This is a genomic window from Amycolatopsis umgeniensis, from assembly GCF_014205155.1.
Lineage (GTDB): Bacteria > Actinomycetota > Actinomycetes > Mycobacteriales > Pseudonocardiaceae > Amycolatopsis > Amycolatopsis umgeniensis.
In genome coordinates this window covers 5009982-5033123 of the sequence record NZ_JACHMX010000001.1, presented here as the reverse complement: position 1 = coordinate 5033123, position 23142 = coordinate 5009982, and the positions used below count along the sequence as shown (strand labels likewise).

Here is a 23142-nt window from a genome sequence, read left to right as displayed (position 1 = left end):
GGCGGGTTCGCCCATGCAGCGGGGATCGATTCGGGGCGGCAGGGGTGCATGGCCGTGTCTGACCAGCCACCCGTCTACACACCGGGCTTCAACCCCGGCTCGATCTGCAAAGCCCCACCGACCGGTGGCACCTACGGGACACCGGTTGCCGAAGGGGCGGGGTTCAAGTACGACGAGGCGACCCTTCACGAACTGGTGGCGGAGTGGCGTGACCTGGCCAACGAGTACATCGACGACCTCGATGCCGCTGGCAAGGTCGCGAGGGCCATGCCTCCGGGAAAAGAGTATGCCAGCGGAGACAACGCCAAGGTCACTCGGCTGTCTGGCGCCGCACTCGAGGAGACTCTGAGGCAACGCATCTCCTATTGCGAGAACATGGCAAAGAAGTACGTGACCGCCCTCGGCAAGTACGCCACTGCGGAAGACCACGCCACTTCAGTCATCAACCAACAGCCGAAGGGCATCGCCTGATGCGACGTACCGTCCTAGTTCTCAGCGCAGCCACGCTTGCCCTCTCCGCGTGTTCGACACCTACCACTGACGGCAAGCCCACACCCACCAGTGACGGCAATGGCCCGACCACCTCGAACACAACAGGACAACTCCCGGGTCCCGGCGTACCAAAGGTCGCAAGCTCAATCGACCTGACGCAGATCAAGCAGGCGCCCTGCAACGCCCTTACCGAAATACAAGCCAAGGAAATTCTCGGCTCGGAGGCAGAAACCACGGACCGGCTAGATGGCGCTTCCGGCCCCTCCTGTAGGTGGTCCCCGCCAGCTGCCACCCGCCCTCGAGTCAACGTGCTCTTCAGCAAGTCACCCGACCGAGGTATGACAAGTGTCTACGAAGCCAAGGGGAATCCCTACAAACTCTTTGAACCGCTCGAAGCTATCGCCGGATACCCGGTCACCGCGTACGGCACGGAGGATGAGCGAACATCTCGAGGCCGATGCTCAGTCGCACTAGGAACCAGCGATAACGAGACCATCGACGTCGTACTTGAGCAGTCTGAGGCCAACATCGGCAAGAAAGACCCCTGCAACGCAGCACGCGAAGCGGCGATCAGAGTCCTCGCCACCATTCGCGGAGGCAACTGATGGCCGCGGAAGCACCACTTACTGCCGCCCAGATCTACGAACAGGTCACCGGCGGCAAAGGCACTGGCTCGCTCTCCGACGCCCAGCAAGGCGCCTTCGATCTGACCCAGCGGCACCACGAACGTGCGCAGAGGCTCACCGCACTCGCGCAGAAGACCATGGCCGGTTGGCAAGGTGCGTCCGGCAGTGCAGCAGCGGATGCGACGAAGCCGCTCGTCGAGGCATCGATGGACGACGCGATGCACCTGGCTCGCGCCCAGAGCGCCATCACCGCGCAGATGGGCGCGTTCGGGTCGGCGAAGAACTCCGTCAAGCCGGTGCCGCCGGAGCAGCCCCAGCCCACCGCTCAGGATGCGCTCGACCTGATGGAGGGCAAGCCCGTCGGCTACTTCGACAAGCTCAAGGGCTACCAGGCCGACAGTCAGCACAACATCGACACCTTCGCGACCTACCACTCGGCCAGCACTTCCAATGGCGACGAGTTGCCCGCTCAGTACGCACAGCTCACCGACCCAGGCGGCAGCGTCACGATGGACGACGGTGGCTCTGGGAAACCGGCGGCCAAGGGGTTCGGCGACGACAGGCGCGATCCCGGAATCGGTGAGCCCTATCAAGGACCTAGCGGACCCAGTGGGCCAAGCGGGCCGGGTGTCAACGCGCCAGGGCCGGGCCAGGGCGGTCCCGCCGACAGCGGCCCACAGCCCGGACAAGGCCCCCAACCGGGTCAGCACTCGCCGGGCCAACAGCCCGGCGCACACCAGCAGCCCGACGACGGCACCCGCGCAAATTCCTACACGCCGCCCCAGACCACGCCGGTCGTGCCACCGGCGGCGAACCTCGACTTCGGGCCGAATGGCAGGCCACCGACCTCCTACAACCCGCCCGGCACTTTCCCGCCCGGGTATGGCCCCTTCGGTCCGGGGACCGGAGGGCCGGTCACCGGCGGGCCAGGAACCGGGCTCGGCGGCCCGGGAACGGGCAGCAAACCACCTGCCGTCGCCGGAGGCGGCTTCCGAGGCGGAGTCCCAGGTGGTCCGGGGCAGCCGGGCATGGGCGGCAGGAGCGGCGCCGGGATGCCAGGTGAAGGCGTCGGTGGCCGTGGTACGGCGGGTTCCGCCGGGGCAGCGGGCCGTGGCGGGGCCAACGGGATGCCGATGGCACCCGGAGCGAGCCGAGGGAAGGGCGAGGAGGACAAGGAGAAGAAGGCTCCGGCGTACCTCCAGAACCCGGATCCGGACGAGACCTTCGGTGGCTTCACCGAGAAGCCGACGCCACCGGTGATCGGCGAAAAGAAGAGCTAGCGCCACAGTCCCAGGGGAGGGAGACACGTGGTGCTCGCGCGCCCGGTCGAGATCACGCTCGACACTTTGTTGACCGCGTTCCGTCACGTCGGCTGCGGAGATCCGCATCTGATCTTCGCGGGCGGCCTGCGCTACATCCCGCCGTCGTCGCAAAACGGCGAAGACCGGGCGGCGTTCGAGGAGCTCGGCGGGCTCGGGTTCACCGAGGGCAAACGGTTGACGAGTGACTTCGAGGACGTCCTGCACGTACTCGACCGGCCGAACACCGAGTACTACGCGACCGTGCGGACGGAAACGGAACAGTACGGCGTGCTCGTCGCCGTCCGCGGGCGTGCTGCGGTGACCGCGATCTGCGAAGGAAGCCGAGTGTGGCTGAAAGGCGTGCGGACCACCGATCGCGCGGCGGCCCTCGTGATGAACCTGCCCGAGTACCCACCGGCGCGGTTCGCCCCGTTCTCCTTGCCGCAGGACGACTTCAAGCTCGACACCGGAAACGACCTCTACGACGAGCCTGGGTCTCGAAGCCGGGACGCACGGCGTCTGGACGAGGTCTTCGAGCAGCCGTACTTCGGTGTCGGGTTCTTCGCCGCGGCCAAACGTCCTGACGGGGGAAGACGCACCGAGGCCGTCGACGGCCTGACGTATCTGGACCTCGACGCCGGACGTGTCGCCATGCACGTGAGCGGCTCACCTTCGAACCGGTACATCACCGTTCTGCCCGGCGAACCCACGCTGCTGGCGCAGAAGGTCGCCGCGCTACGGGCGAGCCTCGACCACTAGGCGGGCGGGACCAGGCTCTCGATCAGGCGCTTCGATCGCGCCGGGTCCAGCGCCACCGCGTTCGACAGAACCGTCGACCGCGCATAGGGCTCGACGTCGACAGCGCGGTGCAGGAACACTCCCGACCGCTGGTGTTCCAGCCTCACAACGGGTGACCTGTCCGCGAGTTCGAGCAGGACGTAGGCGCCGCTCATCCCCGGGTGCCCGCCGGCTTCAAAGGGGAAGACCCGAAGTTCGACGGAGGGCCGCTGAGCCATCGAGACGAGATGCCGCACCTGATTCGCCATGATCCGCGTGCCGCCGATCTGCCGTCGCAAGGCTCCCTCGTCGAGGTAGGCGACCAGCTTCTTCCACTCCAGCACCTTCTGGCGTTCCAGCCGCGCTTCGATTTCCTCGGCCGGAACACCGATCGCGACCAGCGCGGCCCTCATATAGGAGGGCGTTTGCAGAAGGGCGGGCACCATCGCGCTGCCTGACTCGATGATTCTGGTGGCCTCTTTTTCATACTGCGCAAGGGTTTTCACCTGGCACGGCACGCCATCGCGGCAGGTCTCGAGCCAGCTCGGCCGGTCGACGTCGCGAGCCATCTCAAGCAGCGCGTCCCTCCGCGCCCCTGTGATCCGGTAGACCGCGAGCAGAGCCGACACCTCTTCGATGGACGCGGCGCGCACTCCGGTTTCGAGACGGCTGATCGTCGACTGGGACCAAGCCAGTTTGTCGGCCACTTCGGTCATGGCCAGTCTGGCTTCTCTCCGCGCGACTCGAAGTCCCTCGGCAAGTCCCCGAGCCAGCGGTGTGGGCTTCGGCTTAGGCATCGCTCCCCTTCTCCAGGCGAGCGACCTTGCCACGTGCACGACGGCAAGTCGTCTACTCAATAGGTGTCTTCATCGGTCCAATCGGTCTGCGCGAAGTCTTCGTCGTCCACAGGCGGCCGGGTCCTACGCGGCTTCTGGACCGGCGGTTCCGGCTGTGCGAGGATTTCCGGCTTCGGAGCTTCCGGAGCAGCGGCTTCGGGAGCGGGTGTTCCGTCGGGCCAGACACACGGCGACGTGGCAATCAAGTAAAGACCACCAAGAGAATTGGCCTTCAACGCCATCCGGACAGAGTCGGAGTTGTTTTCAAGCCACAGATATTCGTTCGGCGGGTTGTTGTCCAGGATGCGGAAGTTGTGACTCTGCGCCCACTCCTTCACCGCCGTGAAGTACGACGGAATGTTTTCCTTCGGCAAATCAAAGATCTGGAAAGTACGCGTGGCGATGACACGCTCACCCGAACCGCCATCAGTGGGGTCAAGACAGGGGCCGTGTTCCTCTGATGCCGTCAGCTTGTATCGTGCTTCGGCGGGAAAGGCCACCCGTACCTGCGTGAGGTAGTCAGTGACCTTCTGGTTGGCCTGCACGATCGTGATCGTCGGCTTCATGTCGTTCCCTCCAGTGCAACCGGCTGCCAAAACTGCCAGCGCGGCCAACGCCACCGGCATCCTCCACCGCATGGATTTCCTTCTGTGCTAGTAAGTGGGCTTACCGGCGATGATCCGGCCCATGTTGTCCAGGGCCCTGTTCTCAGGATCCCAATACTGCGAATGCGCGGCGTCGTCGTAGCCTTCCCAACTCGAAGGCGGCGGCTCGTTCCGTCCGCCCGACGAGAAAACATCCGCGCCCTCGAAGAATTGCGGCTCGATCCCGTGTACCGGGACCAGCTGGATCGGATCGTTTCGGTCCACCGTCGCATGGACACGATCGGCGGGCAGACCAAGTTCGTGGGCTTCCTTCACTCCGACGCCAGGGCTCGCGACGAAAACGATGTCGTCCACCGCCAATTGCTCGTCACGGGCCGCGTGCCCGATCACCGTGGTTCCGTAGCTGTGCCCGATCACTGTGTTGTGCGACGGAGAACCTTCATGCGTCGCTCGCAAACCGTCCTGGAAACGGTCGAGGTCCTTCTTCGCGTTATCCGCGTAGCTCTCGCTCATTGCGTTAGGCAGTACATCATCTGGAGCGTCGTAGCCGACCCACGAGACAACGGCCGTTGAAGGCGACCCTGCCTGAGCGGCAGCATCGACCATTCGGTCCGAGCGCACCATCTCACCATTGATCCCCGCCAGATCCGCCCCGGTCCCAGGAACGTACGTCGCCACATTGCTCGCCCTGTCAGGATTCCCCGCCGAAATGATCGCCTTGCCATCCCCGCTGACGTCCAGTCCCACGAGAAACGCCTGCTGCTGACCAGGACCCGGACGATCAAGACGCCCCTGGATCGCCCGCAGACCGTCCAACTTCGCCGCGATTTCGTCGAGTTTCTCCTTCCCCGGCCAGTCACCCTGATGAGGCGTACGCGGATCGTTCGGGTTGGCGCGCGAGATCTCGGTCGCTTCGCTTTGCAGGCGGTCGATCTCCCGTTGCAGAACGGCGCGGTTGGCCGCGTCGCGATCGACCACCGGGACACCGTCCAGATTGCGGATCAGGTCCGGCGCGTTTTGCAGCAAAGCGACCTTCGCCGTGTCGGACAGGCTGTCCCACCACGCCTTGTTGTCGCTCGGCGTGCCGCCCTCGGGCGGTCCGATGATCGACAGGCCGCTCTGCGCGGCACCGACGTCAGCGGCTTGGGCGAGGGTGCCGACACCCTGTTCACTGATCTCGCCGCGCATCGCCCTGGTCATGATCGCGGCGAAATCCGCGTCCACGTCCGCCGCCCGGCGCAGGATCTGCTCGACCTTGTCCGTGATCTCCGCCTGAATCCCCGGCGCGAGAGGTGGCTGGCCGGGGATCGGCACCACACAACCGTCACCGATCGTCAGCCCGTAGTGATGCGCGAGCTCTTCGGTCTCCCGGACGAACGCGCTGATCCGCTCGAGCGCGATCTGCACCTCATGCGCACCACGGCGGACGGCCGACGCCTGCGCGACCAGCTGCTCCACGGTGGTGATCAGCGAGTTTCCCCGGGTCGAAGCGGCGACGGACGCGTCGCCGGTCCAGCCGTCGAACCGCGCCATCGACTCGATGTCGTCGTTCGCGCCGATGATCCGAGTGCACCACGCGGTGAGGTCGTCCGCGACCCGGCCCACCGCGGCCGGATCCCATCGGCGGACGTCGGCCCACGTGACCATCAGACCGGCCTCCGACCGCCACCGGGGGCCACGGGGTGCAGGTCGTGAACGGCTGACTGCTCGTTCGACCGGTATCGCGCCACGGCCTGGTCCAGTTGGGCCGAGTAGGCGTCGACGTTCTCGACCCAGGTCGGCACCGCCCGGCCCCAAGCGTCGGCGAGCAGCCGGGCCGCTTCACCGGAGACCCCGCCTGGCAGGCCCGTTGAAACGCCGGTCAACCCCGCCGCGAGATCCGTCGGCCGGACCACTTCGGCCGCGCGTTTCGCCGCGCCGGCCGATGACTCGATCGCCGTCAAGACGATCTCATACCCGCCTGACATCGCACCCCTCCCCGAGCGTGACAACGTGACCACACTATGACGCGAGAAGCGTGCTTGCGGACCCCTCGCCGGGCAAGTCGAGTAGTTCTACCCAAGTGAAAGGCCCCCTCCACCGAGGTGGAGAGGGCCTTCACACGCAAAAGAACTACTTGAGGGCGAAGCCGCCCGAGCCCGCCCAGTCGAGGGCGAACGCCGGGATCAGGCCGAGCACCAGCGTGACGATGACGCCGAGCGTGATCGCCGTCGTGGTGAACGCGCCGGGCACGGTGACGGTCGGGCCGTCGGGTGCCGGTTCGGAGAAGTACATCAGCACGATCACCCGCAGGTAGAAGAACGCGGCGACGGCGCTGAAGATCAGGGCGATGACGACCAGCGGCGCCATACCGTCGGACAGGGCCGCCGAGAACACCACGAACTTGCCGACGAAACCGCTGGTCAGCGGGATACCGGCCAGCGCGAGCAGCAGGAAGGTGAACACGCCTGCCAGCACCGGAGACCGCTTGGCCAGCCCCGCCCACGCGGACAGGTGCGTCGCCTCGCCGTTCGAGTCCCGCACCAGCGAGACGACACCGAACGCGGCGAGCGTGGTGAAGCCGTAGGCCAGCAGGTAGAACAGCGTGCTCGACAGGCCTTCCTCGGTCATCGTGATCGCGCCGATGAGCAGGAATCCGGCGTGCGCGATGGACGAGTAGGCGATCATGCGCTTCACGTCGGTCTGCGTCAGGCCCAGCACCGCGCCGATCAGCATCGAGAGGATCGCGACGCCCCAGAGCACGCCGCGCCATTCCCAGCTGGTCGACTCGAACGCCACCGAGAACACCCGCAGGATCCCGCCGAACGCGGCGACCTTGGTGCAGGCGCCCATGAAGGCGGTGACCGGGGTCGGCGCGCCCTGGTAGACGTCCGGGGTCCAGGTGTGGAACGGGCCGACCGAACCCTTGAACAGCAGGCCGACCGCGAGCAGTCCGAGCCCGGCGAACAGCAGCGTGTCCGACCGGTCCGAGCCGGCGGCGGCGTTGGCGATGTCCGACAGCTGCACGGAGTTCGCGTAGCCGTAGAGCAGCGCGAGACCGTAGAGGAAGAACGCCGACGAGAAAGCGCCGAGCAGGAAGTACTTGACCGCGGCTTCCTGCGAGAGCAGGCGACGCCGCCGGGCGAGACCGCACATCAGGTACAGCGGCAGGCTCAGCACTTCGAGCGCGATGAACATGGTCAGCAGGTCGTTGGCCGCGACGAAGGCCATCATGCCGCCGAGCGCGAACAGCGTCAGCGGGAAGACCTCGGTCTGCATGCCGGTGGTGCCGACCTGCGCGCGGTCCTGCACGGTGCCCGGGCGGATACCGGCCTGCGCGACGAACGCGCCGCCCGGTTCGACCGAGCGGTCCGCGATCAGCAGCAGCGCGCCCAGCGCCAGCGCCAGCAGCGTGCCCCACAGGAACAGCGACGGCCGGTCGACGGCGATCGCGCCGCTGAAGGTCGTGACGCCGTTCTTCGGCGCGGACGAACTGGCGTACCAGGCCAGGAAGACACCCGCCCCGCCGATCCCGAGCAGGGACAGGAAGACCTGCGAAGGCCACCGCATGTGCTTGGGCAGGAAGGCTTCGAACAGCACGCTGACACACGCCGCGCCGAGGATGATCAGGATCGGCGTGACGGCGAAGTAGTCGATCGACGGCACCTGCACCGGTGGCGCCTGAGTCAAGAAGAGCACTGTTACTTGCCTCCCTGTACGGCGCCTATGAGGAGGGCGCACCCGTGTTCACGTAGACAGACCTCCGGCCTGCCTCCGCGAGCACGGGCCCTTCGGGCGAAAGCGCCCTCGGACTTGGTCATTTTGCGCCTCCAACATTCACGCTCTGCGCATCCAGCGACGACATCGTCGCCTGCACCGACGGGGTGATCGTGTCGAGCACCGGCTTGGGGTAGAACCCGAGCGCGATGATCAGCACGACCATCGGCGCCAGGATCGCGATCTCCTTGCCGCCGAGGTCCTTGATGGCTTTGGTGGCCCCGAGTTCGGGTGCGATCGCCGTGCCGGGGCCTCCACCGGCGCCCACCAGGGCGTCACCGCGGACGGGGCCCTGCATGACGCGCTGGTAGAGCCAGAGCACGTACGCCGCGGCCAGCACCATGCCGACGGTCGCGATGATCGTGTAGACCGGGTAGTCCACAAAGGACCCCAGTAGCACCAGGAACTCACTGATGAAGGAGTTCGTGCCGGGCAGGGACAAAGTGGACAGACCGGCGATGAGCAACATCCCGCCGAGCAGCGGGGTCACCTTCGCCATGCCGCCGTAGTCGGAGATCTTGGTGGATCCGCCGCGCATCACGATCAGCCCGACGACCACGATCAGCATCCCGGTGGCGAGGCTGTGGTTGAGCATGTACGACACCGAGCCGACCATCGCCTGCTCGTTGAAGGTGAAGATGCCCAGCGCGATGAAACCGAAGTGGGCGATCGACACGTAGGCGATGAACCGCTTCATGTCGCGCTGGCCCGCGGCGAGGATCGATCCATAAAGGACACCCGCGACGGCGAGCACCAGCACCCACGGCGCGAGTTCCTTGCTGGCCGCCGGGAACATCGGGAGGAGGTAGCGCAGGAACCCGAACGTGCCGACCTTGTCCAGCACACCGACCAGCAGGACCGCGACGCCGATGGGCGCCTGTCCCGCGGCGTCCGGCAGCCAGGTGTGGAACGGCACCAAAGGGGCCTTGATCGCGAAGGCGAGGAAGAACCCGAGGAACAGCCAGATCTGGGTGCCCGTCGGAGCGTCGCGGACGACGGTGACGAGCGTTTCCCAGTCGAAGGTGCCCTTGCCGAGCTCGTCCGACGCCATCGAGTACGCCCCGATGGCCGACGCCAGCATGATCAGGCCGCCGAGGAACGAGTACAGGAAGAACTTGACCGCCGCGTACTGCCGGTTCGCGCCGCCGTAGCCGCCGATGAGGAAGTACATCGGGATCAGCATGATCTCGAACAGCACGTAGAACAGGAAGACGTCGGTCGCGGCGAACACCGCGATGGTCAACGACTGCTGCACCAGGATCAGCGACAGGTACCCGCCCGCCGAGCGACCGGCCGGGAGCTTGTCGGTCAGGCCGAGCGAGCCGACCACGATCGGCACCAGCAGCCCGATGACCGCGATCATCACCAGCGCGATGCCGTCGATGCCGAACGAGATGTGGATGCCGAAGTTCGGGATCCAGTCCATCGAGGACTTCTGCTGGATCCGGTCCCCCGTCGGCGAATAGCTCGCCCACAGCGGGATCACCAGCAGGAACGTCAGGATGGACACCGCGAGCGCGGTGAGCGTCGCCAGCCTGTCGTTCTTCTTCATCCCCGCGACGACCGCTGCACCTACCAGCGGCACCAGGATGGTTGCCAGGAGCCAAGTCATCAGGAGAACCTCACCAGCAGGAGTGCCGCCAGAAGCAGGAATGTGCCGCCCAGCATGGACAGTGCGTACGAGCGGACGAAGCCGGTCTGCAGGCGGCGCAGTCGCCCGGATCCGCCGCCGAGCGCGGCGGCGAGGCCGTTGACCGCGCCGTCGACCCCGCGGTTGTCCACGTAGACCAGCGCGCGGGCGAGCCAGGTGCCCGGACGGGCGACCAGCGTCTCGTTCAGGGTGTTGCCGTAGAGGTCGTTGCGCGCGGCCTTGACCACGGCGGAGACCCGTTCGGGGCGTTCCACCGGAACGTCCTTACGACCGACGAAGAGCCAAGCGGCGAGCGCGCCCAGGACGGACAGCGCCACGGTGAGGAACGGGACCAGCAGGTGCGGGATGACACTGTGGCCACCCTCCTCGAGCGGGCCGACCACCGGCGAGAGCCATTCGGCGAACCGGTCGCCGAGGGCGAAGAACGCACCGGCGCCGATCGAACCCACGGCGAGGATGATCATCGGCCACTTCATCACCGCGGGGCTTTCGTGCGGGTGGAAGTCGCGGCCGTCGCTGGACTTGATCTCCTTCCAGCGTTCCTTGCCGAAGAAGGTCATCACCATCAGGCGCGTCATGTAGAACGCGGTGAGCCCGGCGCCGAGCAGTGCCGCGCCGCCCATCACCCAGCCGCGCCAGCCGCCCTGGCTCAGCGCCGCTTCGATGATCGCGTCCTTGGTGAAGAAGCCGGAAAGCGGCGGGATGCCGATCAGCGCGAGGTAGCCGAGCGCGAAGGTCCAGAAGGTGACCGGCAGGTGCTTGCGCAGCCCGCCGAACTTCCGCATGTCGACCTCGTCGTTCATGGCGTGCATGACCGAACCGGCCCCGAGGAACAGCCCGGCCTTGAAGAAACCGTGCGCCACCAGGTGCATGATGCCGAGCGCGTAGGCGATCGGCCCGAGGCCGACGGCGAGCATCATGTAGCCGATCTGGCTGACCGTCGAGTACGCCAGGACCTTCTTGATGTCGTCGTAGGCGCACCCGATGATGCACCCGATCAAGAGCGTGACCGTGCCGACGAGGGTGACGATCAGGCGGCCGTCCGGGGTGGCGTTGAAGATCTCGTGCGCGCGGGCGACCAGGTAGACGCCCGCGGTGACCATCGTCGCCGCGTGGATGAGGGCCGAGACCGGGGTCGGGCCCTCCATCGCGTCCGGAAGCCAGGCCTGCAGCGGGAACTGACCGGATTTACCGCACGCGCCCAGCAGCAGCAGGATCGCGATCGCGGTGACGGCGCCGGTCGGGATCTGGCCGACGGCGCCGAAGACCTCGGCGTAACCGGTGCTCCCGACGTACTTGAACATCAGGAAGATCGCCAGCGCGAGCCCGACGTCGCCGACGCGGTTCATCAGGAACGCCTTCTTCGCCGCGGTGGCCGCGGACGGGCGGTCCTGGTACCAGCCGATGAGCAGGTACGACGCGAGGCCGACGCCTTCCCAGCCGAGGTACAGCGTCACGAAGCTGTTCCCCAGCACCAGGATCAGCATCGAGGCGACGAACAGGTTGAGGTACGCGAAGAACCTCGACCGATCGCGGTCCTCGGACATGTAGCCGATCGAGTAGAAGTGGATCAGCATGCCGACGCCGGTGATCAGCAGCACGAAGGTCAGCGAAAGCGCGTCGATCCGGAGTCCGAAGTCGACCTGCAGCGCCGAGACCGGGATCCACGAGAACAGCTTGACGTCCGCGATGTTCTTCGTGTCGGCGGTGAAGAAGAGGATCAGTCCGTACACAAAGGACAGTGAGACGGTCGCGCTGCCGAGGAGGTGTCCCCAGGGGCGGGCTCGTTTCCCGGCCAGCAGAAGAATGAGGGCGCCGAGGGCGGGAAAGGCCACCAGCAGCCACGATGATGCGGTCACTCTCGGTGCTCCCTAGTACTTCAGCAGGTTGGTGTCGTCGACCGAGGCCGAGCGCCGGGTGCGGAAGATCGCCATGATGATCGCGAGGCCCACCACGACTTCGGCGGCGGCGACGACCATCACGAAGAACGCCATCACCTGACCGTCGAGCGACCCGTTGATCCGGGCGAACGTGACCAGGGACAGGTTCGCCGCGTTCAGCATCAGCTCGATGCACATGAACACGACGATCGCGTTGCGGCGCACCAGCACCCCGACAGCGCCGATGGCGAACAACAGCGCGGACAGGAGCAGGTAGTACGTCGGGGTCATTCCTCGTCCCCTTCTTTCTTGCCGACGAGCGCGTGGGCGTCCGGGCCCGGTTCAGAGCCGGACACCTGCTTGCGCTCGTCTTCCAGCCGCGAGGCCGAAGTCGATTCGATGATGTCCGAAAGCGACTCCGGGGCGATCGAACCGTCGGGCAGCAGCGCCGGGGTGGCGACCGAGTTGGCGGTCGCGAAGACACCCGGACCGGGCAGCGGCGAAGGCCTGTCGTGCTTTCCGGTGAACCGGTCGACGACGAGTTCCTTCTGCGACTTCTTGCCGCCCTTGGCGTGCCTGTCCGTGAAGGCGAGCACCATCGCGCCGAGCGCGGCGGTGATCAGCAGCGCCGAGGTGAGCTCGAACGGGAACAGGTACTTGGTGAAGATGAGCCGTCCCAGCCCGCCGGGGCCGCCGCCGTCGACGTTCGCCGGGTCGAGCGGCAGGGCCGGGGTGACGTTGGCCAGCGCGCGGGCGAGGCCCGCGGCGAGCAGCCCGCCGACGCCGATGCCGAGCAGGGTCGCCATGACCCGCTGCCCGCGCAGCACCTCGACGACCGAGTCCGAGCTCTCCCTGCCGACCAGCATCAGCACGAACAGGAACAGCATCATGATCGCGCCGGTGTAGACGATGATCTGCGTGAAGCCGAGGAACGGCGCCTGCTGGATCATGTACAGCGCGCCGAGGCACAGCATCGTGAGGACCAGCCACAGCGCCGAGTGCACGGCGTTGCGAGAGAAGATCATGCCTAGTCCGCCAAGCAGCGCGAGCGGGCCGAGCACCCAGAACGCGATGGTCTCGCCGGTGGTGATGCCGGCCGAAACGTCGGTCTGGGCGAGGAAAGCCGTGATCACTGGACGGCCTCCGTCGACTCGATCGACTTCTGGCGCGCGAGCTCGGGGCCGTTCACGTAGTAGTCCTGCTCGTTCTCGCCGAGCCGCATCGGATGCGGCGGCTGCTCCATGCCGGGCAGCAGCGGCGCGAGGAGGTCTTCCTTGGTGTAGATCAACCGCTGCCGGTCGTCGTCGGCCAGCTCGTAGAAGTTGATCATCGTCAGTGACCGGGTCGGGCAGGCCTCGACGCACAACCCGCAGCCGATGCAGCGCAGGTAGTTGATCTGGTAGTCGGCGCCGTACCGCTCACCGGGCGAGAAGCGTGCCTCTTCGGTGTTGTCGCCGCCTTCGACGAAGATCGCGTCCGCCGGGCAGGCCCACGCGCACAGCTCGCAGCCGACGCATTTCTCCAGCCCGTCCGGATGCCGGTTGAGCTGGTGCCTGCCGTGATAGCGCGGGGCGGCGGGGGCGCCTGCCTCCGGGTACTCCTCGGTGGCGACCTTCTTGAACATCATCCCGAAGGTGACACCGAAACCCTTGATGGGATCAAACATCCCCATCGCCGGCCTCCCTTCCACTGGAAACCGCCGCGGGCTTGCGCTTGGCCGCCCGGGCTTCGGCCTTCTCGAGGGCCTTCTGACGCGGAGTCTTGTCCGGAACCTGGAGGTCGAGCGGCGGCACCGGGAACCCGCCGCCGGTCACCGGGATGTAGTCGTCTTCCGGGACCTTCTTGTCCGGCAGCAGCAGGCTCAGGATGACCAGGAAGACGAGGACCGCCCCGCCACCGATGAGGATCTGCGGGACGCTGAGCCCACCCTCCTGGCGCAGCAGCGCGCGGACCGTGACGATCACCACGATCCAGACCAGGTTGACCGGGACCAGGACCTTCCAGCCCAGCCGCATGAACTGGTCGTACCGCAGCCGGGGCAGCGTGCCGCGCAGCCAGATGAAGCCGAACAGCAGGATGAACAGCTTGGCGGTGAACCACAGCAGCGGGAGCCAGCCCTGGTTGAGCGCGTGGTCGGCGCCGACGAACGGGAACTTCCAGCCGCCGAGGAACAACGTGGTCGCGAACGCCGAAACGATCACCATGTTGACGTACTCGGCGAGGAAGAACATCGCGAACTTCATCGAGCTGTACTCGGTGTGGAAACCACCGACCAGCTCGGATTCGGCCTCGGGGAGGTCGAACGGCGCGCGGTTGGTCTCGCCGACCATGGAGATCAGGTAGATCACGAAACTCGGCAGCAGCAGGTAGAAGTACCAGCCGCCCTGCTGCGACTCGACGATCTGCGAGGTCGACATCGAACCGGCGTAGAGGATCACGCCCACGATGGACAGGCCCATCGCGATCTCGTAGGAGATCACCTGCGCCGCGCTTCGCAGTCCACCGAGCAGCGGATACGGGGAACCCGAAGACCAGCCCGCGAGCACCAGGCCGTACACGCCGATCGAGGAGCAGGCGAGGATCACCAGCACGCCGACCGGGAGGTCGACCAGCTGGAGCACGGTCTTCTCACCGAAGATCGAGACCACCGGGCCGAACGGGATCGCCGCCAGCGCGATCAGCGCGGGCACCGCCGAGATGACCGGGGCGAGGAAGTACACCTTGCGGTCGGCGGTGTCCGGGATGATCTGTTCCTTGAACGGCAGCTTGATCGCGTCCGCGAGGGACTGCAGGTAGCCGCCGGGCCCGACCCGGTTGGGGCCGGGGCGGTTCTGCATCCGGCCGACGGCCTTGCGCTCCCAGACGATCAGGAAGATCGTCAGGATCGGGCCGATCAGCAGGATGACGACCGTCTTGATCAGGACCAGCCACAACGGGTCGTCCGCCAGCAGCGCCGCCCGTTCGGCGGCGTCCGGCATCTGGCTGAGCAACGGAGTCACTTCTCACCTCCGGTGAGGTTGACGGCCGAACCGTGTCCGGCGGCCAGCGCCGCGCGGACGGCTGAGCCGTCGGAGTTGCCCGGGAGCCACACGACGCCGTCCGGCAGGTCCGCGACCTCGATCGGCAGCGTGATGGAACCGCGTTCGGTGGAGACCTTCACGGTGCCGCCCAAGCCTTCGGCGGTCTTCGCCGAGAGCTTGGCGACGACCTCGCGCTGCGTGCCCTTGAGGTGCGGCTCGTCGTCCTGCAGCGAACCGTTGTCGATCAGCTGACGCCAGGTGGCGAGGAGAACCTTGCCGTCGCCCGCGATCGCGGCGGCCGTGGCGGCCACCGGTTCGAAGGTCGCGGGCTTGGTCTTGCCGGGCAGTTTGGCCAGATCGGCGGCCGCGGCGGCCGGGGTCTGGGTGAACAGGTCGGCGTCCATCTCGACGGCGAGGGTGTCGAGCACCCGGCAGTCCGGCAGGGCGCCGGTGCCTTCGAGGGTGACGGCGAACTCGCGGTGGCGGCCTTCCCAGTTGAGGTAGGTGCCCGCCTTCTCGACCGCCGGGGCGATCGGGAGGACGACGTCCGCGTGCTCGGTGACCGCACTGTGCCGCAGTTCGAGGCTGACCACGAACTTCGCGTTCTCCAGCGCGCGACGGGCCAGATCCGGATCCGCCAGGTCGTCCGGGTCGACCCCGCCGACGAGCAGACCGTCGAGGTCATTGCCGGAAGCGGCCTTGAGGATCGCGGTGGTGTCGCGGCCCGCCGTGGCGGGAAGCGTGACACCCCAAGCCTTTTCGACCTCGGCGCGAGCCGCGGCGTCGGTGACCGGACGGCCGCCGGGCAGCAGCGTCGGCGTCGCGCCCGCCGCCAGGGCGCCGCGCTCACCCGCGCGACGCGGGATCCACGCGAGCCGGGCGCCGGTGCGCTCCACCAGCCGGTGCAGGGCCGAGAACAGGCCGGGGACCTCGGCGGCACGCTCGCCGACGAGGATCACGGAGCCTTCGGCCGTCAGGGCCTGGTCGACGTCCTGCGCGTGCTGCGCGATCCCGTCGATCGCGGCGGCTTCGCTGCCCGGCGCGCAGGCCAGCAGCTCACCGAAGGTCTTGCGGACCGAGGAGGTGGTCCACTGTCCCAAGTGGACGACGCGGGTACGGTTCTTGCGGGCCGCCTTGCGCAGCCGCAGGAACACGATCGGCGCCTCGTCCTCCGGCTCGAACGCGACGCACAGCACCGTGCGCGCCCGCTCGATCTCGCCGAAGGTGACGCCGCTTTCCGGCGTCGTCCCGACCACGTGCGTGGCGAGGAAGCCGAGCTCCTCGGCCGAATGCGGACGGGCCCGGAAGTCGATGTCGTTGGTGCCCAAGGCGATTCGCGCGAACTTCGAGTACGCGTAGGCGTCCTCGACAGTCAACCTGCCGCCAGTCAGCACCGCGGCGCCCTTGCCGTCCCGCGCCTTGGCGAGCCCGGCCGCGGCCGCGCGCAGCGCGTCGGTCCAGGAAGCCTCTTCCAGCACTCCGTCGGCGTTGCGGACCAGCGGACGGCGGACGCGGTCTTCGGCGGTGGCGTAGCGGAAGCCGAACCGGCCCTTGTCGCAAAGCCACTCTTCGTTGACCTCGGGGTCGTCGCCCGCGAGCTTCCGCATGACCTTGCCGCGGCGGAAGTCGGTGCGCTCGGCGCAGCCGGACGAGCAGTGCTCGCACACGCTCGGCGCGGACACCAGGTCGAACGGCCGCGAACGGAACCGGTACGCGGCCGAAGTCAGCGCGCCGACCGGACAGATCTGGATGACGTTGCCGGAGAAGTACGACTGGAACGGCTGGCCCGACGTGGTCCGGGAAGCCAGGTCCAGCACGTCAGCGGTCTCGGCGGTGCCGATCTGCTGGTGGGCGCCGCGTTCGAGCAGTTCGATGAACGGGTCGCCGGCGATCTCGCGCGAGAACCGGGTGCAGCGCTGGCAGAGCACGCAACGCTCCCTGTCCAGGAGCACCTGCGAGGAGATCGGCAGCGGCTTCGCGAACGTCCGCTTCGTGTCGACGAAACGGGACTCCGCGCGGCCGTGCGCGAGCGCCTGGTTCTGCAGCGGGCACTCGCCGCCCTTGTCGCAGATCGGGCAGTCCAGCGGGTGGTTGATGAGCAGCAGCTCCATCACACCCTGCTGGGCCTTGTCCGCGACGGCCGAGGTCAGCTGGGTCTTCACGACCATGCCGTCGGCGACCGTCATGGTGCACGAGGCCTGCGGCTTCGGCATCGGACGGCCGCCCATTTCGACCTCGACCAGGCACTGGCGGCAGGCGCCCGCCGGGTCGAGCAGCGGGTGGTCGCAGAAACGCGGGATGACCGTGCCGAGCCTTTCGGCGGTGCGGATCAGCAGCTCGCCCTTGGGCGCGATGACCGTCTCACCGTCGATGACCAGCTTGACGTGGCCTTCGGGAACCGGAATGTCCTCTGTGGACGTTTCGGGCCTGTCGGGTGCGATCGTCATGCCTGCGCCCCCACCAATTCGCGCTTGTTTGCGTTACACAAAGCCAGGAATTCATCCCGGAAGTACTTGATCCCGCTCTGGATCGGCGAGACCGCGCCGTCACCGAGGGCGCAGAACGAGCGGCCGAGGATGTTGTCGCAGACGTCGAGGAGGGTGTCGATGTCCTCTTCGGTGCCCTTGCCCTCGACCATGCGCTCCAGGATCTGCGCCAGCCAGTACGTGCCCTCGCGGCACGGCGTGCACTTGCCGCAGGACTCGTGCTCGTAGAACTGCGTCCACTTCATCACGGCCCACGGCACGGAAACGGTCTCGTTGAAGACCTGCACGGCCGTCGTGCCCAGCATCGACCCGGCTTCCGCCGCGCCTTCGAAGTCCAGCGGAACATCGAGGTGTTCCTTGGTGAACATCGGCGTGGACGAACCACCCGGCGTCCAGAACTTCAGCGGGACGCCGTCCTTCATGCCGCCCGCCATGTCGAGCAGCTCGCGCAGCGTGGTGCCGAGCGGGCATTCGTACTGGCCGGGCTTCTCGACGTGGCCGGAGATCGAGTAGATCTTCGGACCGGGCGACTTCTCGCGGCCCATCTGGCGGAACCAGTCGGAACCGCCGTTGATGATGTACGGCGCGCTGGCGATGGTCTCGACGTTGTTGACCGTGGTCGGCGCGGCATAGAGACCAGCGGCTGCCGGGAACGGCGGCTTGAGCCGCGGCTGGCCACGACGGCCCTCCAGCGAGTCCAGCAGCGCCGTCTCCTCGCCGCAGATGTACGCCCCGGCGCCCGCGTGCACGGTGATGTCGAGGTCGAATCCGGAGTCGAGGATGTTCTTGCCGAGGTAGCCCGCTTCGTAGGCCTCGCGCACGGCCGCGTTGAGGCGGCGGATGCAGTGCAGCGCCTCGCCGCGGACGTAGATGAAGCAGTGGTGCGAGCGCATCGCGTACGAGGCGATGATGCAGCCCTCGATCAGCGAGTGCGGGTCCGCCATCATCAGCGGGATGTCCTTGCAGGTGCCCGGCTCACCCTCGTCGGCGTTGATGACGAGGTAGTGCGGCTTGTCCTCGTTCGGCGGCATGAAGGACCACTTGATGCCGGCGGGGAAGCCCGCGCCGCCCCGGCCGCGGAGGCCGGAGTCCTTGACCAGCTGGACGATCTGCTCGGGAGTGCCCTTGAGCGCCTTGCGGATCGCGGTGTAGCCCTCAAGGGCTTCGTAGGACTGGATCGTCCAGGAGTTGGGCGAAAGCCAGCGCTTCGTGAGGACCGGAGTGATGGGATCTGCCATTACTTCTTCTCCACTTCCGGCAAGGCCACGTCCTTCATGGCGGGCGCCGTCCAACCGCGGTCCTGCGCGACCTGCGCGCCCCGCAGGGTTTCGACGGCCTGCGAAGGCCCGTCGACATCCGTGCGGTACTGCTGCGCGTCGTCGGGGAAGAACCCGGCGAGCTGCAGTTCGGCGCCCTTGAAGCTCGTCAGCGGCGCGCCACGCGTCGGGGCGGGCTTCTTGCCCGCCTGCAACGCGTCGACCAGCGCGACGGCCTTGTCCTCGGTCTGGTTGTCGAAGTACTCGTAGTTGACCTGGATGACCGGGGCGAGGTCACAGGCCGCGAGGCATTCGGCGTGCTCCAGCGTGATCGAGCCGGGCTCGTTCGGCGTTCCCGCGGTCTCGTTGTGCCCCAGCGGCTTCTCGTCGGAACCGAGATGCGTCTGGAGCTTCTTGTAGATCGCGTCGCCGCCCATGGCCGCGCAGAGCGTGTTGGTGCAGACGCTCACCAGGTGCTCGCCGCACGGGCGGCGTTTGTACATGGTGTAGAACGTCGCGACCGCGCTGACCTCGGCGTCGGACAGATCCAGCTGCGCGGCGCAGAAGGCGATGCCCTCCTGGCTCACGTAACCCTGCACCGACTGCACGAGGTGCAGCAGCGGCAGCAGCGCCGAGCGCGACTGCGGGTAGCGCGAGATCAGGTTCTGCGCCCTGGCGTGGGTGTCGGCGTCGAAGATGTCTTCGGGCTTCGCGTTCTCCAGGATCCCTTCCGCCTCGGCGGGATCCGGCGCGATCGCGATCACGTCGACGTCACCACCGGCGGCGACGTGGGTCTGCTCGGCGAAACTGGTGCCGGGCTCGGGCGTCGGTGTCGTTCCGGGCTGGGTCATCGGTCCACTCCCCCCATGACGGGGTCGATCGAGGCGATGGCGGCGATGACGTCCGCCACCAGGCCGCCTTCGGCCATCGCGGGCATCGACTGCAGGTTCACGAAACTCGGTTCGCGCACGTGGACCCGCAGCGGCCTGGTGCCGCCGTCGGACACGAGGTGCACGCCGAGTTCGCCGCGCGGCGATTCCACGGTCGTGTAGGACTGGCCGGCCGGGACCTTGAAGCCCTCGGTGACCAGCTTGAAGTGGTGGATCAGCGATTCCATCGACTGGCCCATGATCTTGCGGACGTGCTCGAGCGAGTTGCCCAAGCCGTCACTGCCGAGCGAGAGCTGCGCGGGCCAGGCGACCTTCTTGTCCTCGACCATGACCGGGCCCGGCTCGAGCTTCTTCAGGCACTGCTTGATGATCCGCAGGCTCTGGTGCATCTCCTCGACGCGGATCAGGTACCGCGCCCAGCAGTCCGCGTCGGTCGAGGTCGGGATGTCGAACTCGAACTCGTCGTAGCGGGAGTACGGCTCGGTCTTGCGCAGGTCCCACGGGAGACCGGCGCTGCGCAGCACCGGACCGGTGACACCGAGCGCGAGGCAGGCGTCCACCGGCAGGTAGCCGACGCCCTTGAGCCGGTTGCGCCAGATCGGCTGGCCGGTGAAGAGCTTGTCGTACAAGGGAAGCCGCTCGTCCATCGTCTTGACGAACGCGCTGACGACCTCTTGGTAGTCGTCCGGCATGTCCTGCGCGAGGCCGCCGGGGCGGATGAACGCGTGGTTCATCCGGAGACCGGTGAGGTGCTCCAGCAGGTGCAGGACCTCTTCGCGCTCACGGAAACCGAGCGTCATCGCGGTGGTCGCGCCGAGCTCCATACCGCCGGTGGCGATGTAGACCAGGTGCGAGCCGATGCGGTTGATCTCCAGCAGCATCACGCGCAGCAGCTCGGCGCGGCGCGGGGCCTGGATGCCGAGCAGCTTCTCGACCCCGAGGCAGTACGCGAGTTCGGTGGAGAGCGGCGCGAGGTAGTCCATGCGCGTCACGAAGGTGACGCCCTGGGTCCACGTGCGGTACTCGCAGTTCTTCTCGATCCCGGTGTGCAGGTAGCCGATGACCGAGCGGAGCTGGGTGACGGTCTCGCCCTCCATCTCCAGCACGAGCCGGAGCACGCCGTGCGTCGACGGGTGCTGCGGGCCCATGTTGATGACCATGCGCTCGTCGTGGCGCGAGTCCTCGATGAGGTCTTCCCAGTCACCGCCGGAGACGGTGTAGACGCGGCCTTCGGTGGTCTCGCGGGAGTCGGCTTCGGGGACTTCCGTTTCCTGGAATTCGGTGCTCACGAGTACGACCTCCGCTGGTCCGGCGGCGGGATCTCCGCGCCCTTGTATTCGACCGGGATCCCGCCGAGCGGGTAGTCCTTGCGCTGGGGGTGGCCGTCCCAGTCGTCCGGCATGAGGATGCGGGTCAGTGCCGGGTGACCGTCGTAGACAATGCCGAACATGTCCCAGGTCTCCCGCTCCTGCCAGTCGGCCGTCGGGTAGAGCCCGACCAGCGACGGGACGTGCGGATCCTCGATGTCGAGGGTGACTTCCAGCCGGATGCGACGGCGGTAGGTCATCGACGTGAAGTGGTAGACCGAATGCAGCCGCTGCGGGACGTCGACGCCGTAGTCGACCCCGGAGACCGAGCTGAGCAGCTCGAACCGGAGGCCGGTGTCGTCTCGCAGGGTCCGCGCGATCTCGACGAGGTGCTCGCGGGCGACGTAGAAGGTGATCTCGCCGCGGTCGACGGTGGTCTGCAGGACCGCGTCGGCCGGGATCTTGTTGTCCGCCAAGGCCGCGTAGAACTCGTCGGCGAACTCGTCGAACCAGCCGCCGTACGGACGCTCCGCCGGGGGCGGGTTGAACGCGGGGAGGCGGACGCCGCCGTAACCGGAGGTGTCACCGGTGCCGTGCACGCCGAACATGCCCTGGCGCTCTTTACCGGTGACGACCGGTTCGGCCGGGCGGACGCCCTGCGGCTCCAAGCCGCCTTCGGGCCTGTCCGCGCTGGACTGCTCGCCGCCGGTTTCCGGGGTCTCGGGAGTCTCTTCAGGCACTTCGCTCACTTCTTCGCGTACTTGATCGAGGAGGCGATCAGCTCGGTGCGCTCACCACTGGCGGCGCGGATCGCGGCCCGGCGGGCGTTGATCGGCTCGTCCTGGATCTTGGCGTGCAGCTTCAAAATCGCGTCGAGCAGCATCTCGGGGCGCGGCGGGCAGCCGGGGAGGTACATGTCGACCGGGACGATGTGGTCGACGCCCTGCACCACGGCGTAGTTGTTGAACATGCCGCCGGACGAGGCGCAGACGCCCATCGCCAGCACCCACTTGGGCTCGGCCATCTGGTCGTAGATCTGGCGGAGCACCGGCGCCATCTTCTGCGTGACGCGGCCCGCGACGATCATCAGATCCGCCTGGCGCGGCGTCGCGCTGAAGCGCTCCATGCCGAAGCGGGCGATGTCGTAGCGGGAACCGCCGACGGTCATCATCTCGATCGCGCAGCAGGCGAGACCGAAGGTGGCGGGCCACATCGAGTTCTTGCGGGCCCAGTTCACCAGGCCTTCGAGACTGGCCAGCAGGATGCCGTTGGGGAGTTTTTCTTCGAGGCCCATGCTTCTCTAGTTCCAATCCAGGCCGCCGCGACGCCATACGTAGGCGTACGCGAAACCGACCGTCGCGATGAACAGCACGATCTCCACCAGGCCGAACATGCCCAGCGCGTCCGCGGAGACCGCGAACGGGTAGAGGAAGACCATCTCGATGTCGAACAGGATGAACAGCATCGCGGTGATGTAGTACGCGACCGGCATCCGGCCGCCGCCGACGACCGGCTGCGGCGACGGTTCGATGCCGCATTCGTAGGCCGCGAGCTTCGCCTTGTTGGCCCGGCTCGGGCCGACGAGCGGGCCGAGCAGCACCGAGAGCACCGCGAATCCGAGAGCGAGGACGAACAGGAGGACCAGGGGGAGGTACATGTCCAGGTTGGGCACCGTAGGGGTGTCCGCCTGGGCCAGCACGGGCAACATCAGCACGGGGTTTTCGCCATCCTTTCCGCGCCGCTGCGGTTTTCGAGTCGGGGTTCACCGCTTCCCTCGGTCGGCACCCTAAGTCACCTGGGTCACACCGCCGAGGGTTAGGCAACCCTTACGGGCCGTGCATGACGGCCCCCTTGCTTGTGAAATAGTTCACAAGCCTCCCGTCGAGGATGTGAAGCGATTCACAAAGCATGGGGCGAGTGTAGGACGTGACTCACATTCTTGTCCCTAGGCCCCGTGCTATAAGGCTGCCCTAACTTGGCCGCACGGCCAGTACGGGTTCTTCCGGCGTGCGATACCGGTGACCTGCGACGTCGTTCTCAAGATCGAGTCGGGGAGTCCGTTTGACCACGTTTGTCCTGTGACCGATACCACTGCGCGGAGTACCGGCGATTGGTCCAGACGTGTGGAACCACCGCAGGTGGGACGTCTCGCGGTGAGGAACAGGGCGGCGGTGGGGCGTGGGTCGGGTGGGGCGTGCGTGAGTGGACGGCGCGTGTGATCAGACGGACGACACGCGTGACCGGATGGACGACACGCGT

At 67.2% G+C, this 23142-nt stretch carries 22 protein-coding genes; 4 read left to right on the top strand and 18 right to left on the bottom strand.

The annotated features are described in order from the left end of the window. Positions 1 to 48 precede the first annotated feature (48 nt). From HDA45_RS23820 to HDA45_RS23805, 4 genes are read left to right on the top strand one after another with little or no spacing between them, the layout of a single operon-like run. Complete coding sequence (locus HDA45_RS23820; RefSeq protein ID WP_184898824.1) at positions 49 to 471, top strand: hypothetical protein; 423 nt, start codon at positions 49 to 51, stop codon at positions 469 to 471. Then, on the top strand, positions 471 to 1097 hold the full coding sequence (locus tag HDA45_RS23815; RefSeq protein ID WP_184898822.1) for a DUF3558 domain-containing protein: 627 nt from the start codon (positions 471 to 473) through the stop codon (positions 1095 to 1097). Before HDA45_RS23820 ends, HDA45_RS23815 begins: the two co-directional genes overlap by 1 nt. Further along, the gene (locus HDA45_RS23810) at positions 1097 to 2398 is read left to right on the top strand and encodes a hypothetical protein (protein WP_184898820.1); all 1302 of its coding nucleotides are present in this window, start codon (positions 1097 to 1099) and stop codon (positions 2396 to 2398) included. The genes HDA45_RS23815 and HDA45_RS23810 overlap by 1 nt, the downstream gene beginning before the upstream one ends. Positions 2399 to 2425: 27 nt before the next feature. Further along, the gene (locus HDA45_RS23805; RefSeq protein WP_184898818.1) at positions 2426 to 3178 is read left to right on the top strand and encodes an ESX secretion-associated protein EspG; all 753 of its coding nucleotides are present in this window, start codon (positions 2426 to 2428) and stop codon (positions 3176 to 3178) included. Here the strand turns inward: HDA45_RS23805 and HDA45_RS23800 are convergent. The 18 genes from HDA45_RS23800 to HDA45_RS23715 all read right to left on the bottom strand — a co-directional run bounded on the left by HDA45_RS23800 (position 3175) and on the right by HDA45_RS23715 (position 22591). Next, positions 3175 to 3912, bottom strand: a complete 738-nt coding sequence (locus HDA45_RS23800) for a helix-turn-helix domain-containing protein (RefSeq protein ID WP_246480770.1) — start codon at positions 3910 to 3912, stop codon at positions 3175 to 3177. The genes HDA45_RS23805 and HDA45_RS23800 overlap by 4 nt on opposite strands. Positions 3913 to 4049: 137 nt before the next feature. Beyond that, positions 4050 to 4598: a hypothetical protein gene (locus HDA45_RS23795; protein WP_184898814.1), complete on the bottom strand. Its 549-nt coding sequence runs from the start codon at positions 4596 to 4598 to the stop codon at positions 4050 to 4052. 87 nt (positions 4599 to 4685) lie between these two features. Continuing rightward, entirely contained in the window at positions 4686 to 6170 is a 1485-nt protein-coding gene (locus tag HDA45_RS23790) for an alpha/beta hydrolase (protein ID WP_343072136.1), read from the bottom strand. A gap of 113 nt (positions 6171 to 6283) precedes the next feature. Next, complete coding sequence (locus HDA45_RS23785) at positions 6284 to 6604, bottom strand: hypothetical protein (RefSeq protein ID WP_184898810.1); 321 nt, start codon at positions 6602 to 6604, stop codon at positions 6284 to 6286. A gap of 145 nt (positions 6605 to 6749) precedes the next feature. Continuing rightward, positions 6750 to 8315 (bottom strand): NADH-quinone oxidoreductase subunit NuoN, encoded by a 1566-nt coding sequence (gene nuoN / locus HDA45_RS23780; protein ID WP_184898808.1) that lies wholly within the window; start codon positions 8313 to 8315, stop codon positions 6750 to 6752. A 118-nt stretch (positions 8316 to 8433) separates the two neighbouring features. Then, positions 8434 to 10005 carry an NADH-quinone oxidoreductase subunit M gene (locus HDA45_RS23775; RefSeq protein ID WP_184898806.1) on the bottom strand — a complete coding sequence of 524 codons (1572 nt, stop codon included), beginning with the start codon at positions 10003 to 10005 and terminating at the stop codon, positions 8434 to 8436. Then, entirely contained in the window at positions 10005 to 11903 is a 1899-nt protein-coding gene (gene nuoL, locus HDA45_RS23770) for an NADH-quinone oxidoreductase subunit L (RefSeq protein WP_184898804.1), read from the bottom strand. Before nuoL ends, HDA45_RS23775 begins: the two co-directional genes overlap by 1 nt. 12 nt (positions 11904 to 11915) lie before the next feature. Next, the gene (nuoK, locus tag HDA45_RS23765) at positions 11916 to 12215 is read right to left on the bottom strand and encodes an NADH-quinone oxidoreductase subunit NuoK (RefSeq protein ID WP_005151882.1); all 300 of its coding nucleotides are present in this window, start codon (positions 12213 to 12215) and stop codon (positions 11916 to 11918) included. Beyond that, positions 12212 to 13057: an NADH-quinone oxidoreductase subunit J gene (locus HDA45_RS23760; protein ID WP_184898802.1), complete on the bottom strand. Its 846-nt coding sequence runs from the start codon at positions 13055 to 13057 to the stop codon at positions 12212 to 12214. Before HDA45_RS23760 ends, nuoK begins: the two co-directional genes overlap by 4 nt. Then, on the bottom strand, positions 13054 to 13596 hold the full coding sequence (gene nuoI, locus HDA45_RS23755; RefSeq protein ID WP_184898800.1) for an NADH-quinone oxidoreductase subunit NuoI: 543 nt from the start codon (positions 13594 to 13596) through the stop codon (positions 13054 to 13056). Before nuoI ends, HDA45_RS23760 begins: the two co-directional genes overlap by 4 nt. Continuing rightward, positions 13583 to 14923: an NADH-quinone oxidoreductase subunit NuoH gene (gene nuoH, locus HDA45_RS23750; protein WP_343072135.1), complete on the bottom strand. Its 1341-nt coding sequence runs from the start codon at positions 14921 to 14923 to the stop codon at positions 13583 to 13585. The genes nuoI and nuoH overlap by 14 nt, the downstream gene beginning before the upstream one ends. After that, positions 14920 to 17391 carry an NADH-quinone oxidoreductase subunit G gene (locus tag HDA45_RS23745; protein WP_184898798.1) on the bottom strand — a complete coding sequence of 824 codons (2472 nt, stop codon included), beginning with the start codon at positions 17389 to 17391 and terminating at the stop codon, positions 14920 to 14922. The genes nuoH and HDA45_RS23745 overlap by 4 nt, the downstream gene beginning before the upstream one ends. Further along, a complete protein-coding gene (gene nuoF, locus HDA45_RS23740; protein WP_184898797.1) occupies positions 17388 to 18668 on the bottom strand; it encodes an NADH-quinone oxidoreductase subunit NuoF in 1281 nt (426 codons plus the stop codon). The genes HDA45_RS23745 and nuoF overlap by 4 nt, the downstream gene beginning before the upstream one ends. Beyond that, on the bottom strand, positions 18668 to 19537 hold the full coding sequence (nuoE, locus tag HDA45_RS23735; RefSeq protein ID WP_184898795.1) for an NADH-quinone oxidoreductase subunit NuoE: 870 nt from the start codon (positions 19535 to 19537) through the stop codon (positions 18668 to 18670). Before nuoE ends, nuoF begins: the two co-directional genes overlap by 1 nt. Continuing rightward, positions 19534 to 20865 (bottom strand): NADH-quinone oxidoreductase subunit D, encoded by a 1332-nt coding sequence (locus HDA45_RS23730; protein ID WP_184898793.1) that lies wholly within the window; start codon positions 20863 to 20865, stop codon positions 19534 to 19536. The genes nuoE and HDA45_RS23730 overlap by 4 nt, the downstream gene beginning before the upstream one ends. Next, positions 20862 to 21623, bottom strand: a complete 762-nt coding sequence (locus HDA45_RS23725; protein ID WP_184898790.1) for an NADH-quinone oxidoreductase subunit C — start codon at positions 21621 to 21623, stop codon at positions 20862 to 20864. The genes HDA45_RS23730 and HDA45_RS23725 overlap by 4 nt, the downstream gene beginning before the upstream one ends. 5 nt (positions 21624 to 21628) lie before the next feature. Next, positions 21629 to 22177 (bottom strand): NuoB/complex I 20 kDa subunit family protein, encoded by a 549-nt coding sequence (locus tag HDA45_RS23720; protein WP_005151847.1) that lies wholly within the window; start codon positions 22175 to 22177, stop codon positions 21629 to 21631. 6 nt (positions 22178 to 22183) lie between these two features. After that, the gene (locus tag HDA45_RS23715; RefSeq protein ID WP_184905952.1) at positions 22184 to 22591 is read right to left on the bottom strand and encodes an NADH-quinone oxidoreductase subunit A; all 408 of its coding nucleotides are present in this window, start codon (positions 22589 to 22591) and stop codon (positions 22184 to 22186) included. Positions 22592 to 23142: the final 551 nt, after the last annotated feature.

Bases quoted from the DNA above. Each gene is read 5' to 3' on its own strand.
- HDA45_RS23820 (WP_184898824.1), top strand. From the start codon at position 49: ATGGCCGTGTCTGACCAGCCACCCGTCTACACACCGGGCTTCAACCCC.
- nuoF (WP_184898797.1), bottom strand. From the start codon at position 18,668: ATGGCAGATCCCATCACTCCGGTCCTCACGAAGCGCTGGCTTTCGCCC.
- nuoE (WP_184898795.1), bottom strand. From the start codon at position 19,537: ATGACCCAGCCCGGAACGACACCGACGCCCGAGCCCGGCACCAGTTTC.
- HDA45_RS23720 (WP_005151847.1), bottom strand. From the start codon at position 22,177: ATGGGCCTCGAAGAAAAACTCCCCAACGGCATCCTGCTGGCCAGTCTC.
- HDA45_RS23745 (WP_184898798.1), bottom strand. From the start codon at position 17,391: ATGACGATCGCACCCGACAGGCCCGAAACGTCCACAGAGGACATTCCG.
- HDA45_RS23810 (WP_184898820.1), top strand. From the start codon at position 1,097: ATGGCCGCGGAAGCACCACTTACTGCCGCCCAGATCTACGAACAGGTC.
- HDA45_RS23715 (WP_184905952.1), bottom strand. From the start codon at position 22,591: ATGTTGCCCGTGCTGGCCCAGGCGGACACCCCTACGGTGCCCAACCTG.
- HDA45_RS23785 (WP_184898810.1), bottom strand. From the start codon at position 6,604: ATGTCAGGCGGGTATGAGATCGTCTTGACGGCGATCGAGTCATCGGCC.
- HDA45_RS23800 (WP_246480770.1), bottom strand. From the start codon at position 3,912: ATGACCGAAGTGGCCGACAAACTGGCTTGGTCCCAGTCGACGATCAGC.
- HDA45_RS23775 (WP_184898806.1), bottom strand. From the start codon at position 10,005: ATGACTTGGCTCCTGGCAACCATCCTGGTGCCGCTGGTAGGTGCAGCG.
- HDA45_RS23790 (WP_343072136.1), bottom strand. From the start codon at position 6,170: ATGGCGCGGTTCGACGGCTGGACCGGCGACGCGTCCGTCGCCGCTTCG.
- HDA45_RS23815 (WP_184898822.1), top strand. From the start codon at position 471: ATGCGACGTACCGTCCTAGTTCTCAGCGCAGCCACGCTTGCCCTCTCC.
- nuoI (WP_184898800.1), bottom strand. From the start codon at position 13,596: ATGGGGATGTTTGATCCCATCAAGGGTTTCGGTGTCACCTTCGGGATG.
- nuoK (WP_005151882.1), bottom strand. From the start codon at position 12,215: ATGACCCCGACGTACTACCTGCTCCTGTCCGCGCTGTTGTTCGCCATC.
- HDA45_RS23795 (WP_184898814.1), bottom strand. From the start codon at position 4,598: ATGAAGCCGACGATCACGATCGTGCAGGCCAACCAGAAGGTCACTGAC.